This window comes from uncultured Arcobacter sp. (genome assembly GCF_937982575.1).
In the GTDB taxonomy this organism is placed as follows: domain Bacteria; phylum Campylobacterota; class Campylobacteria; order Campylobacterales; family Arcobacteraceae; genus Arcobacter.
Genome location: NZ_CALJLR010000011.1, coordinates 28,835 through 42,041 on the forward strand (window position 1 = coordinate 28,835; position 13,207 = coordinate 42,041).

16 protein-coding genes and 1 pseudogene are annotated in these 13,207 nt (G+C 30.5%); 8 read left to right on the top strand and 9 right to left on the bottom strand.

Going from position 1 to position 13,207, the window contains the following annotated elements; genetic code table 11:
* Positions 1 to 73: 73 nt before the first annotated feature.
* Both Q0617_RS08995 and Q0617_RS09000 read right to left on the bottom strand, forming a co-directional pair.
* A complete protein-coding gene (locus Q0617_RS08995; RefSeq protein ID WP_298752624.1) occupies positions 74 to 277 on the bottom strand; it encodes a hypothetical protein in 204 nt (67 codons plus the stop codon).
* Positions 278 to 305: 28 nt separating this feature from the next.
* Positions 306 to 1,232: a hypothetical protein gene (locus Q0617_RS09000; protein ID WP_298752627.1), complete on the bottom strand. Its 927-nt coding sequence runs from the start codon at positions 1,230 to 1,232 to the stop codon at positions 306 to 308.
* A 580-nt stretch (positions 1,233 to 1,812) separates the two neighbouring features.
* Here Q0617_RS09000 and blaOXA point away from each other — a divergent pair.
* A complete protein-coding gene (gene blaOXA / locus Q0617_RS09005) occupies positions 1,813 to 2,619 on the top strand; it encodes a class D beta-lactamase (RefSeq protein WP_298752630.1) in 807 nt (268 codons plus the stop codon).
* Here the strand turns inward: blaOXA and Q0617_RS09010 are convergent.
* The 3 genes from Q0617_RS09010 to Q0617_RS09020 are packed head-to-tail and all read right to left on the bottom strand — an operon-like array spanning position 2,614 to position 3,883.
* Positions 2,614 to 2,961: a hypothetical protein gene (locus tag Q0617_RS09010; protein ID WP_298752633.1), complete on the bottom strand. Its 348-nt coding sequence runs from the start codon at positions 2,959 to 2,961 to the stop codon at positions 2,614 to 2,616. The two genes, blaOXA and Q0617_RS09010, sit on opposite strands and share 6 nt — an antisense overlap.
* A complete protein-coding gene (locus Q0617_RS09015) occupies positions 2,962 to 3,369 on the bottom strand; it encodes a hypothetical protein (protein WP_298752636.1) in 408 nt (135 codons plus the stop codon).
* Positions 3,362 to 3,883, bottom strand: a complete 522-nt coding sequence (locus tag Q0617_RS09020; RefSeq protein ID WP_298752639.1) for a hypothetical protein — start codon at positions 3,881 to 3,883, stop codon at positions 3,362 to 3,364. Before Q0617_RS09020 ends, Q0617_RS09015 begins: the two co-directional genes overlap by 8 nt.
* A 99-nt stretch (positions 3,884 to 3,982) precedes the next feature.
* Between Q0617_RS09020 and Q0617_RS09025 the strand changes: the two genes are divergently transcribed.
* Both Q0617_RS09025 and Q0617_RS09030 read left to right on the top strand, forming a co-directional pair.
* Complete coding sequence (locus tag Q0617_RS09025) at positions 3,983 to 5,767, top strand: DUF262 domain-containing protein (protein ID WP_298752642.1); 1,785 nt, start codon at positions 3,983 to 3,985, stop codon at positions 5,765 to 5,767.
* A gap of 51 nt (positions 5,768 to 5,818) precedes the next feature.
* Entirely contained in the window at positions 5,819 to 5,998 is a 180-nt protein-coding gene (locus tag Q0617_RS09030; RefSeq protein ID WP_295021066.1) for a hypothetical protein, read from the top strand.
* Here Q0617_RS09030 and Q0617_RS09035 read toward each other — a convergent pair.
* Positions 5,993 to 6,724 (bottom strand): helix-turn-helix domain-containing protein, encoded by a 732-nt coding sequence (locus Q0617_RS09035; protein WP_298752646.1) that lies wholly within the window; start codon positions 6,722 to 6,724, stop codon positions 5,993 to 5,995. The two genes, Q0617_RS09030 and Q0617_RS09035, sit on opposite strands and share 6 nt — an antisense overlap.
* A 75-nt stretch (positions 6,725 to 6,799) precedes the next feature.
* Between Q0617_RS09035 and Q0617_RS09040 the strand changes: the two genes are divergently transcribed.
* The 5 genes from Q0617_RS09040 to Q0617_RS09060 all read left to right on the top strand — a co-directional run bounded on the left by Q0617_RS09040 (position 6,800) and on the right by Q0617_RS09060 (position 10,923).
* The gene (locus Q0617_RS09040; protein ID WP_298752649.1) at positions 6,800 to 7,477 is read left to right on the top strand and encodes a hypothetical protein; all 678 of its coding nucleotides are present in this window, start codon (positions 6,800 to 6,802) and stop codon (positions 7,475 to 7,477) included.
* Positions 7,478 to 7,489: 12 nt separating this feature from the next.
* Positions 7,490 to 8,902 carry a DnaB-like helicase N-terminal domain-containing protein gene (locus tag Q0617_RS09045; protein ID WP_298752652.1) on the top strand — a complete coding sequence of 471 codons (1,413 nt, stop codon included), beginning with the start codon at positions 7,490 to 7,492 and terminating at the stop codon, positions 8,900 to 8,902.
* Positions 8,903 to 8,971: 69 nt separating this feature from the next.
* On the top strand, positions 8,972 to 9,334 hold the full coding sequence (locus Q0617_RS09050) for a hypothetical protein (RefSeq protein ID WP_298752655.1): 363 nt from the start codon (positions 8,972 to 8,974) through the stop codon (positions 9,332 to 9,334).
* Positions 9,334 to 10,509: a site-specific integrase gene (locus tag Q0617_RS09055; RefSeq protein ID WP_298752659.1), complete on the top strand. Its 1,176-nt coding sequence runs from the start codon at positions 9,334 to 9,336 to the stop codon at positions 10,507 to 10,509. Before Q0617_RS09050 ends, Q0617_RS09055 begins: the two co-directional genes overlap by 1 nt.
* A gap of 33 nt (positions 10,510 to 10,542) precedes the next feature.
* On the top strand, positions 10,543 to 10,923 hold the full coding sequence (locus Q0617_RS09060) for a YbgC/FadM family acyl-CoA thioesterase (RefSeq protein ID WP_298752664.1): 381 nt from the start codon (positions 10,543 to 10,545) through the stop codon (positions 10,921 to 10,923).
* Here Q0617_RS09060 and Q0617_RS09065 read toward each other — a convergent pair.
* The 3 genes and pseudogenes from Q0617_RS09065 to Q0617_RS09075 all read right to left on the bottom strand — a co-directional run.
* Positions 10,903 to 12,156, bottom strand: a complete 1,254-nt coding sequence (locus tag Q0617_RS09065) for a hypothetical protein (protein ID WP_298752666.1) — start codon at positions 12,154 to 12,156, stop codon at positions 10,903 to 10,905. The two genes, Q0617_RS09060 and Q0617_RS09065, sit on opposite strands and share 21 nt — an antisense overlap.
* Positions 12,153 to 12,809 (bottom strand): uracil-DNA glycosylase, encoded by a 657-nt coding sequence (locus tag Q0617_RS09070; protein WP_152299229.1) that lies wholly within the window; start codon positions 12,807 to 12,809, stop codon positions 12,153 to 12,155. Before Q0617_RS09070 ends, Q0617_RS09065 begins: the two co-directional genes overlap by 4 nt.
* Before the next feature lie 130 nt (positions 12,810 to 12,939).
* A pseudogene (locus Q0617_RS09075) lies at positions 12,940 to 13,152 on the bottom strand (desulfoferrodoxin family protein); the annotation flags it as partial.
* Between the last annotated feature and the right edge of the window lie 55 nt (positions 13,153 to 13,207).

Below are 13,207 nucleotides of genomic sequence, written 5' to 3' on the forward strand. Positions count from 1 at the left end.
AAGAACTAGCGGAGTCGCTCCCATCTTAGGGCTTGATATTCAAAACAAATTCTACCAAAATTTAGCTCAAATTTCAAACCATTTGCACTCCAAAATCCTCTGGCTTGATTTGAAAATATGATGATATTTTTTGATACATTAGCTCATTTACTTCACTTAAAATCCCCTCACTTTGCTCATCTATGATGCTGTCTTTAATGTCATAGGCGAATAGCAATTTATTTTCTTCATCAAGCTTGATTGCTGTTAAATACTCTTTGATGATAAGTTGTTCCATTTTATTTTTCCTTTGTAATGATTTATTTTTAGTGTCCAAGATAATGCTCAGTGATACTTGCACGAAAGTGTTTCATCTCCCAGCTAACCCCTTGTAGAGCTTGTTCATAAGTGTAGCCGTGATTTTGATACTCTCTTACACGGTTTTGTGCAAAAGTCCATCTAAACCCGTGCGAACCATGATGAGGGATATTTAACTTTTGGCATGTGGTTTTGATATCATCTATGTACTCTTGATAAGAGATTTTAAAATATGAAGTATCATTTTGTAAAAAGAAGTTTTGCAAAGTTTCATAGGTTTTGGTTGAGATAAACACATCGCCAACTTTTCCACCTTTTTCTTTGGTTTCTATTACTCCCACATTTTTGCTCGTAATCTCATCAATTTTGATATCTTTTAGCTGCTCTTTTTTGATAAGTGTCACTCCCTCACTTCGTGCACCACCTTCAAGTTGTATGGTTGTAGCTAATTGGTGTTTTGGATTGGAAAGATTTTCTATGATAAGATGTGGATTATCATAAACCCTGTTATGATAGTTATTTGCCACAAGTTTTAAATCTCTAGCATTGTTTAAAAGCTCTTGCCTTATTTTAAAATCATAAATAATTGGAAATTGGTATTTCTCTTTTGAGTAACGATTAAGGGCACTCTCTAACTTTCCAAGAGCAGATGTGATTTTTTCTAAATACTGTTTTGAGGGGTAGTATTCTATTTTGTATTCAATATAGCTTTTGATATGCTCATCAGTTATAAGCTCACAATTTTTGAGTTTAAAATGCTCTTTGAGGTAGTTAAAAAAGTTATTCCAAACATTTCTATAACTCTCCATCGTTTTAAAGGATGATACACATCCATAGTGTTCATGATTTGGATTGATTCTATCAGATTTTTTTGCACCTTCAAAGAATATGAGCTTTGTAAGTACCGCTGTTTGATAATATACACTTCCTCTCATTTTTACTTTTCCATTTATCTATAATTTTTCCTGCCTCTATATTTACAGGTATGTGTTGAGTCCTTCTACTTTTTTTCACTTTGAAAGCATCAAACAAAGATTAGATTTTTGATAGACCTAATAAAACTAAATTTAGGCATTTCTCCTACTGCTAAAAGCAGCTATACAGTTTTGAAAAGTATCTGAAAACTTTACATTTTGCTTCACAGTTTTTAAATAGTCTAGAAAGAAAAGATTCTGGTAAACTCCTCCACCTAGCTCAACTTTAGTCATTGTTTGAATCAATGCTTACTTTTCGTAAGGGTTATAAAAAAGAAAATTCTAACACCTATTTTGTCAAGTATAACCGCTCGTGGAAAAAAAGATTTGCGATAAGATTTTTTGCTCCCCGTTTCCTTGTTTTTTTAGATTGTTTAAAAAGTGGCTTGTTTTAGGGGATTTTGAAATGATAGTTTACAAAGTTAGAAGAGGTGCAATTTACACCTTTTTTTACAAAGCTTTACAAAAGAGTTGACAGCCATTTATAGTAAAGCTTTGTATTTTTCTGATAAAATTTATCATAATTATAAGGAGTTTTCAAATGAAACCATTTATGCATAGTCTTATTTTCTCGTTTATACTTATCATCTTCACAACGACAACTCTTTTTGCAAATGAGCTCAATCAAAAGATAGAAGAAATTTTTAGCAAAGCAGATACCAATGCAACCTTTGTGCTTTATGATATGCAAAAGCAAAAGCTAATCATCCATAATCAAGCAAGAGCTCAAAAAAGATATACACCTGCATCAACTTTTAAAATTGCAAATTCTTTAATAGGATTAGAAACAAAAGCCGTTAAAAATATAGATGAACAAATACCATATCGTGGACCAGAGAATCCATTTATTGCAAGCTGGAAAGAAGATATGGGACTACGAAAAGCAATAGCCATTTCAAATGTGCCTATCTATCAAGAACTAGCCAGAAGAATTGGTTTGGAAAGAATGAAACATTATTTAAAAAGTTTTGAGTATGGAAACGCTGATACAGGAGAGATAATAGATCGTTTTTGGTTAGATGGACCACTCGAAATTAGTACTCTTGAGCAAGTGGAGTTTTTGAAAAAATTAGTAAAAGAGAAACTTCCTGTCTCCAAAGAGGCTCAAAAAGATGTAAAACAGATTTTACTGCTTGAAAGTGCTGATGATTATAAATTGTACGGAAAAACTGGTTGGCAAAATGCACCAGATAATGGAATAGGTTGGTTTATTGGCTGGATTGAAAATGCTGAAGGCAGTTATATTTTTGCTTTAAATATCGATATGAAAGGTGCAAATGATGCCCCAAAACGAATAAGTTTAACTAAAGATTGCTTATTCGCATTGGGATTGTTGAAAGATTTATAGACTTTTAGATTTTTCATCCCATTTGATTGTATTGCTGATATTCTTTTCCATAGCTACATCAAAAATTATTTCCGCAAACTCTTTATAAAGCTTTTTAATACTCTTTGGTGCTTTCTCTTTTTGAAATGCTTTTTTTACTTCACCTTGTACCATAGCTTTAACCACTGGTAATGGATAAAATGCTCTTAAGCAACGCATTGCACCATAGAATATTGTTTTAGAAGATGACTTTGGATTGCTATTAGCAAAATAAATTATCACATACTCTTTTTCATTTTTTGTAAAATCTTCACCAGTTTTCTCTTTGAACATATCTTTAAATTTATCGAATAAAAACGCCATTTATTGCTCCTTTTGTTTATTGTGTTTGTTTTGTCGTTTGATAATATTTTTTAGTTTTATGATCTCATCTTCTAAAGATTGTCTTACATAATGGGTTGACTTTATCTCTGTATGAAATTTAGAAAGGCTGTTGTCTATAAGTTTGAAACTATCTTGAATATCTTTTTGCTCTTTTGCATTTTCACTGGCAATTTTTAAAAGATATTTTTTGTACTCGCTAAATTGCTTCTCTATCTCATCAACACTTTGAGCTAGTTGGGTTTGAAACTCTGATGAATAGTTCATCAGAAGCTTTTGAATACCAAGAGCAAATCTATCTTGTAAAAAGTAAAATATTCCAGCTCCAGCTATCACTCCACTAAAAAATACAACCACCTGCATCATCATAAAAGTTGTTTGGTTATACATTTTTTGCATCCTTTTTTATGATGTACTCGTTTATATATTGTGATAGATAAGTGTGTGAGATAGTTTTTCGATATTTACTTTGCAGGTGTTGTTTGATATCTCTTAGGCTATATCCATCATCATGTAGTGCCAAAATAACTGAGTGAATCGATAAAAGCATCTGAAGCTTCTGTTTTGGTTTCTCTTTTTTGAGTTTTATTCTCTCTATTTTGGCGATACCTCCAAGTTCATTTAGAGTTTGATTTTTATTTTTTGATTTTAAAAGCTGCTCTTTGTCGTAAAAGTGCTTGATAGCAAGAAGAAACGAAGCCAAAGATAAAAGCTTTTTATCAATTCCTTCATTTTTGAGTTTAAAAAACTGATTTTTTTGCTCATCAAATATCAGTATCTGAAATTCGATGTTTTGTTTATTGAACCAGTTTATAAGTGTTTTTCGTTGCTCCTTGGAGAGTTTTGTGTGAAACTCTAAACTTGAAAGAGTTCCACTGTCAACAATGTTGTTTTTTTGTTCCATATTCACCTCGTTTGATTTTATTTACAAGGTATTCATAATTTTGATAATTGTTAGGTGGATATGGGTAAAATATAAAAATTTAGTTTGTGAGGGGATAATTTGCAAAAATATTCAGTTAATCAACATTTAATAGAAACAATTCTCGCTTGGGTTAATTCTGGTGAAATTGCAATTCCAGAAATACAAAGACCTTTCGTTTGGGATGCCTCTAAAGTAAGAGATTTAATGGATAGTTTATATCAAGGATATCCCATTGGTTATGTAATTGCATGGCGAAATCCAAATGTAAAACTAAAGGATGGTAGTACTAGTGAAGGCAAAAAAATTCTTATTGATGGGCAGCAAAGGATTACGGCTTTAACTGCTGCTATATTAGGACAATATGTAATCGATAAAACATACAAAAGAATTAAAATTAAAATTTCATTCAATCCATTAACGGAAAAATTTGAAGTTCAAAACCCTGCTATTTTAAAAGATAAGACATGGCTTCATGATATTTCAGAAGCTATTAATGGGGATTTATTTGAAATTGCTGATAATTACTTTGAATTAAACCCTGATGTTGATAAAAAAAATGTACGAAATGCTTTTTCAAATTTGATTAATATTCCTAAAAAACAGATAGGACTTATTGAACTAGCACCAGACTTAGATATAGAAACAGTTACAGAGATTTTTATTAGAATTAATTCTAAAGGTGTGGTTCTTAGTCAAGCAGATTTTGCCATGAGTAAAATTTCATCGAACACTGAATATGGTGGTAATGAACTTAGAAAATTAATTGATTATTTTTGTCACTTAACAATTGCACCAGAATATTATAAACATATTGAAGATAATGACAAAGAGTTTGCTAAAACTGAATTTTATCAAAAAATAAAATGGCTTAAAGATGAAAAAGAAGATTTATACGATCCTGATTATAATGATTTAATTAGGGTTGCTTTCACATCACAGTTCAATAGGGGAAAACTTTCAGATTTAGTAAGTCTATTATCGGGAAGAAACTTTGAAACAAGAACTTTTGAAACAGAAATTGCAGAGCAATCATTTGAAAAATTAAGAGCTGGCGTTATAAATTTCACGAATGAAACTAATTTTAAAAGATTTTTAATGATTATAAAATCAGCAGGTTTTATTGATAGCAAACTTATTAGATCCCAAAATGCAATTAATTTTGCTTATATTTTATATCTCAAATTAAAAGAAATTGGAACAAATGCAGTTGATATTGAAAAGTTTGTAAAACGATGGTTTGTCTATTCAATTTTAACAGGTAGATATTCTGGCTCACCAGAGAGTACATTCGATTATGATATTAAACAAATAAGCCATAAGCCAATGAATGAATATTTAAAAGAAAAAGAAGAAGCAGAGCTTTCAGATGCTTTTTGGAATGCATCTTTGCCAAGAAGCCTAGATACATCTGTTGCAAGTAGCCCATATTTTCACATATATTTAGCTGCTCAAGTTAAAGCAAATGATAAAGGTTTTTTATCAAAAGATGTATTAGTAAGTGATTTGATTTCTTTAAGAGGAGATATTCATCATCTATTTCCAAAAGACTATTTGAAGAAAAATGGATATGAAAGAAATAAATATAATCAAATAGCAAATTATGTTTACATGCAACAAGAAATTAACATAAAAGTAGGAAATAAAGCACCATCTGATTATTTTTCATTACTTATTGAAAATTTTAATAACAGCGATGCAAAATTCAGTGGACTAGAAAGTCATGAACAACTAAGTTACAACCTTAAAATGCATTGTATTCCTGAAATGATACTTTCTAATAATGCTTCAGATTACGAAGACTTTTTGAATGAACGAAGAAAATTAATGGCATTGAAAATTAAGGCATATTATTTTTCGCTTTAAATAATATTCTGACATTATGAATATAGCCAAAGATAACAAAAGGAGCTATCAATGGCTATATACAGCAAAATGGAAAAATTTAGAGGACAAATTGTATATCTTATCAGTAGAGGTTCATCAATTCGCTCAGCTTGGAGAATTATAAACTCTCATCTACCAGAAGAAGCGAAGATTAGCTACAATGCTTTTCATCACTTCGTTACAAAAAATATAAAAATAGATGCTTTATAGAAAATATTTCTCAACTATATTTATTGCATAGCTATCAATTTTGTAAAGTTGATCTTTTACATATTTTTTTAGTTCTGGAAGGCTTGAGATTATTTCGATAATTGAAACAGAATCTAAGTCAGATTTTGCCCATGTTATGAGTTTATCCAAATCAGTTCTTCTCACTAAAACACCAAATTTGAGTGTTTCTTTTGGATTAAACTCATAATTTTCAAGTAATTCGTAAAATTTTAGGTTTAAATTCTCAGTTGAGATTTTTATATCTGATTTTTCTAAATGTAGAAAAAACGAATATAACAACACTAACATTCTTTCCCCATCACCACTCATGATATTTGATAGTTTTTCAAAAAATGTCTGACCTTTTAATCTTTCAATTTTTTCTTTGATAGTTGTCAAAATATTTTTACTCAGCAAATAGTTTTCAATTATCTCTGTTAACTCTTCATCACCATATTTGAGTCTTGCTTCTACGAATTTATCGTATGTAGCATCAAATGGTGTTTGTGCATCAGCAAACAAAAACAAAGGTGATACACCAATGTCTATAAGCTTCTGAATTGTGTGTATATCAGGCTTTCTTTTGCCTGTTAAGTATTGAGAAATTGCATTTGGAGATAACTCTATTTTTGCAGCAAAATCTTTTTGTGAGAGTTTTAACTCTTTTTGAATAATAGAAAATTTTTCAGAAAAATCCATATATACCTCTTGACTATTTATCTTCATTTGTGATAATATACTCAAATGATTATTTATAATTAATACGACTAATTATATCATAAATTACATAAAGGAGCAAAAATGCATTCAAAACAGATAGCTGTCGAATATCTTGCACCAAAGATTAGCAATCCTGCAATGATATTCAAAGATATAAATATTTTTAAATCGATTCTACCTTGGGCAAAAGATAGTGCCAAAGAGTTTTTTGAAACACAAACATCAAAAATGTTTCTAACTTCATATGTTGATGATGTAGCACCTATTGTGGATGAATATCTTACAAATAGAGCTACTAAGATGTATGAAAAAGCAATCAAATCTCAAAACAAACTCTTTACCAATCTTTGCTCAAGTCAAAAAACAGTAGCTTGGATTATTGATAGATGGATAAATACTTTTATCAATCTTACTTCAAATCCTGCTTATAAAGAGTACATAGATATCTCAAAAATCAAAATCGCTTTTAATGATGAGATTAGTACTACTCATAGCAATATAGAGGATATTTTGGAGTTTGAAAAACTGCAAAAACTTCCAAAAGAGCAAATCATAAAAGCTTTGAAATTTATCTGGGAAGATGGATACTTTGATAGTTCACTTGATAAAGAGGATATCGAGGAGCTTTGTAAAAAGTTTGATTTGAGTATCAAAGATGTTTTTGGAACTGATGATTTAGTGAAGCTAAATCTAAAAAAAGAACAAACTGGGAGCGGCCACTCTCAGCTTGTTTTTGTATTTGAATCCGAAGTTGCATAAGGAAACAAACAGATGAAGTCTAACACAAATTACAGTTTTGACTGCTTAATTGGCATCGAAAGAGCCATTTTAAGCACACTTATAACCTATCCAGAAGTTGATAAAATCAATGAAGCCATATCAATAATTGAAGCGAATGATTTTTATTTTGAACAACATGGACTTATTTTTAATACCATAATCGATCAATATAACAACGATAGACCAATAGATGAAATAACAGTTTATCTTAGAAATAAAGCAAAAATCCAAGAGAATTATTATCTTGAAGTTATTTCTGCAAATCCACTAGCTTCTATAACTGATTATCTTAAACAACTAAAATTTTATAGTCTTGAGAGACAAATAACAGTTGTAGCTGCAAAAGTAAAAGAGGGAGATTTTAAAAAAATCAATGACTTGCAAGTGTTGCAAGATAAAATGGAATCACTTGGAGAGATAAGAGATTTAAAACCATTTACTGATAAATTTGAAGCATATATAAGCTCATTGGATTTGGATGTTGAGAGAATCAAAAACAAAAAAGTTGAATATTTATACGACAATTTTTTAGTGAAAAACGACATCATAATGATTGTGGCTCGTCCTGGAACTGGTAAGTCATTGGTATCGGTTGCACTTTGTAATATGCTTCTTAGTGAAGATAAAGTCAAAAGAGTTTTTTATCTTGATGGGGATAACTCAGAACTTACTATAAAAACAAGAAATATCCACCATCTAAAAGAAAAATTTGGCAATAGACTCAACTACTTAGTTGAACTATCAAGAACTAGCTTTATGCAAGTAATTAATGAACTAAAAAAGATTGATTTGACAGATTGTTTAATCGTATTTGACTCTATCAAAAACTTTATAACAGGGGATAGAAACAACCACAAAGATGTAACAGAGCTTATGAATATACTAAAAATCTTAAGAAAAAATGGTGCTACGATTATCTTTTTGCACCACCAAAATAAACTTCAAAAAGAGTTTAATTCAGAGTTTGCAGGAAGTAGTGCATTCGCTGAAGATGTTGCTTTAGCGTTCGAGCTTAGAAAAAATGAAGATAAACAGACCTATATCCTCATCCCCATAAAAGATAGAAACAACACATCAGATTATATTGCTTTTAAATACAACCAAGATAATACCCTTACAAAAGTTGATGTGGATTATGCGATGGAAACAAATGAGGATTTAGAAATCAAAGAAGAGATCATCAGATTTATCGCTTCAAGTAATGAAAAGCCAAAGTACAGTGATATTTTAAGCACTTTAACTGATGCAGGCTACAACAAAGATAAAGCAAATAAAATCATCCAAAATGGTAAAGATAAATACTGGAAAGCCACGAGAATTCCACGACAAAACAATAAATTGGTCTTTGAGCTACTAGATAACCCAGATAGCCAAGATAACTCCATAAATAGGAGTTTGAAATGAATGAGATTTATAAGATAGCTTACGATAACTCAAAAAATATGAATGTATTGAAGTAATAGGAGGAAGATTATGTATGACGGACAAAAATTAGATTTATTACTAGCAAAATTTGAAGATATACAAGATACTTTGCAAATGTTTATGCCAAATCTACAGCTCAAAAGAAATGTTTTGACATTTTTGGATATTACAGAGCCTACACTCAACCACTATATTAAAAACGGAGTTTTAGAAGAGGGGCTACATTATGAAAAAGTTGGCAAAAATAAACTTCGTTTCATTCCTGAAGCAATTATTGCATTTAAAAAATCAGGTATAAAAAGACAAGTAGAGATGAAAAAACCTCTCAAAGTCGAGATTGAAGAAAAACCAGTGATTTTGTCAAATCCAAATGCAAAAAAGATGTTTGAAAAAATGAAGAGGGCAGGATGATGAAAAAACAAAAATCAGTTAAATATATCTATCAAGATGTTAGATTTAGGATTATTGAGCGAAGTGGTCATTGGAATTTGGATTTTTTCATTGATGACAAGCGACAAAGAAGAAGTACCTCATTAAAAGCAAATAGTGATAATTTGCTTATCATTAAAAAAGAGATAATTCCGGAACTGATGCTTGGGCTTACAGGTACAAATATAGCCTTAGAAGAGGAGTTCGATGATCCAAAAGATATGACAGTGGAAGAGTTTGGGATAAAAAGTATCAATGCAAATAAACCAAATATTAAACCTCATGTATATGAGCGAAAAATGGCAACTTTTAAAAACTATGTGGTTCCATATTTTGGAAAAACCAAAATTAGTGCTATAAAACCTATGGATATTCAGGATTGGCAAAATAGATTGCTTACAACTCTCACACCATCAAGTGCTCAAAAGTATCGTTCAATCTTTTATAACATCTTACAAGATGCCTTTATCAATGAGATAATCGTCAAAAATCCAATGCAGTTAGTAAAAGCACCAAAACAAAAATTAAAGCAAAACACTTTATTTGATGAAGAAGAGGATGTGATGCCTTTTAACAATGCAGAGATTAAGCTTATTTTAGAAGATACACAACTTTTTGAACACAATAAAAACTTCTATAAACTGATGCTTTTTACAGGGATGCGACCAGGAGAAGCTGTTGCTCTTAGATGGCAAGATATATTGTTTGATAAAAAGCAAATCAAAATAATGCAAACAAGAGTAGCAGGAAAAGATGGCACACCAAAAACGATGTCATCTATGCGATATGTGGATATATTGCCTCAAACTTTGGAAGTGTTACTAAGCCAACAAAAGCTCACTGGAGATAAAGAGTATCTATTTTATACTAGAAGTGGCAAAAGATATTTTTCACACGATACCCTTGCTGCTTCATTTAAAAGATTGCTCACTCGAAACAAAATCAAAGAGAGAGTTCTGTATAATCTTAGACATACATTTGCTTCACAGATGATAAGTCAAGGTGTTGATATAGTTTGGGTATCAAAAACTTTAGGTCATAAAGATGTCTCAATTACACTTTCAACATACACAAAATTTATCCAAGAAGATGAAGCAACAAGGTTTCAGAAATTAGAGAAATTTGGCACAATTTTTGACACATTGGCTAACTCTTAGCTGTCAAAGTGCCTTAATATAGGGGTTTGTAAGGTGCAAATACGAGTTTATTACGAAGATACGGATGCGGGTGGAGTTGTATATCATTCAAATTATTTAAATTTTTGTGAAAGAGCTAGGAGTGAGTTGTTTTTTAAAAAAGGGCTGACTCCTGTTTTAGAAAATGGTCATTTTGTTGCAAAAAAAATAGAAGCTGATTATATAATAAGTGCTAAACTTGGTGATGAACTGAAAGTTAAAACTGAACTTATAGAGATGAAAGGCGCTTCTTTTAAACTTTTGCAAACTATTTACAAAGAGAATAAAAAAATATTTGAGATGAAGATTACTTTGGTGTATATAACTTTTGGAGGTAAACCCCAAAAAATTACAAAAGAAGTTAAAGAACTTCTTTTATTGCTCTTCGTAAACTGATTTATAAGGGATAAATCTTGAAAAAGAGGGTTGAAGCAGTTCTATAGGATAGATCATCTGATTCTCTTGTATTTCTATATCATACTCTCGTTTTTCTCCGTTTATAAGATGAGAAAAATAGTCTATCCCGACGCTAGTGGTGTAGTTAATCCAGTCATACATGATATCATTATCCAAAAGAGAGTTTGTTTCAATCAAAACATCTTTGTTCTGGGTTATAGAGTTTGCTATTATCATGTTTTTTCTATCTTGATACTGTGTCATAGAGAGCAGCAGCGGATTATAATTTGTTTGAGTTGATAGTACATTTGTTGCATTTGTGTCATAAAGTGTAAGTTGAGATAAAATCATACCGCTTTTGATAATAGGCGTATTTATAAAAAATGATCCTGCGTTTATTTTTTTATTATCTTTTAGCTGCTTTTCCAGATTTGTTATTCTTTGAGGAATAGAAAATTTTATAACAGTTAAATTTTTGTTATTTCTTTGTAATGTTGTATTTTCATCTTCGCTGTATTTATGCTTGAATTTATACTCTTGATGATAAGTTAGCTGCTGCCCAATTTCGGAGTTGTCATTAAATATTATAAGCGGAGAGAGTGCTTCTTTTAACAACAAATCACTTTGAGCGCGGTGATCTATCCCACCATAATAAAGATAATTAGATGTAGTGTTAGTATCTTTTTTATTTATAGTTGGAAAGTATATATTTATGTCTGGGTTAATGGTTGAAACAATCTCTTCACCTGTTTGAGTCAGTGGAGCGATAACATGGTAAAAGCCATCCTCTCGAATCTTGATTAGCGCTGTTAAAATTTCCTCATGACTTTCATCTTCTATATTATAACTTTTTAACTCATAGGGATGATTTTTTGACATTAAATAAGCAAATGATGCATTTGTTGTAGAAGCTGCATATCTGCCGATTTTTTTATAAGGCAGTAAAAGGGCGATGCGAATCTTGCTCTCTTGCATAAACCATTTTATATTAAGAGCAGAAAGATACCTTGCTCTCTCTTTTTCTAACTCTTCATTAGCAAGTTTTTCATCCGCATGTGCTAAAAAAGAGAATATATAGCCATTATCAAGATGTTCTTGCAAACACTTTTCATCACAAGGATAGGGGTCTAAGTTTTGTATACTTGTTTTTGGAAGCGCGATATTTGATATCAAAAAACTTTTTGCATAAAATACAAAAGGAAACAGTAATATTAAAAAATATAGTTTTTTCATAAATAACTCTTTATAGTTTTTAAATCATTATATGCTATTTTTTTATCATCCGGATTTCTAAGCAGATGATTTGGATGGTAAACTGGAATCAGTTTATAGCTTTTAAAGTCTATAACATGTCCTCGCACATTTTGAAAATTTTCATTTTCAGATGTAACTTTAGCATAAGCTTCTTTACCTAAAGTTACAATTATTTTTGGTTTTATAAATTCTATTTGTGAAAACAGGTAGTCTTTACATGAATCCCACTCTGAATTTGAAGGAAGATTTGAATTTAGAGGTTTACATTTTATAGCATGAGTGAAGTAGATATCTTCTATTTTTAAGCTTAAAACATTCTCTATCATATTTTTTAGCATTTCACCGCTTCTGCCACAGTAGTATTTATTAGAACTATCTTCGGTTAAAGAGACTGTGTAGTCGATTATCATTAAATCAGCATTTGTGTTTCCATAGCCGCTCATGCTTTGAGATCTTGATTTGCTAAGATCGCATAAGTGACATGTTGATATATCTTTTGTCAATTCATCAAGATTATTAGATTTTTTATTGAAGCTTTTTTGATTTATCAAAAATGAATCGCTATATTCAAAACCAAGAGCTTTTAATCTGTATAAATTTTGAAGTAAAAGTAAATTTTGAAAAGAGTTCAACAATAACCTTTTGAAATTTAAAATGTTGATGTAAGTATATTTAAAGTGTGGTTAAAACATACTTTTGGAGAGTAAAAATTTAATTAGTATTTTTTATCAAGAGAGTAATTTCTCTTGATAAATAAAATGATTATTTGACTATTTCTACAACTTTTTCTGTTGATTCCCAAATACCATGTTTTGTACAGTATGCTTGAGCAGTAAGTTTAAGTTTGTTTCCTGTAGGTATAATATTAAATGTAACAGTTGCATGTGCTTTCATATTAGCTAATGTTCCTGGAACAAAATCAGCACGAGCTAAAAGAGTCTCACCATTAAAAAGTGACATATTTGCTATATAGTGGGGACCGTTCATAATTCCGTGTCAATCGGGTAAAATTATATTTACTCAAGGAATG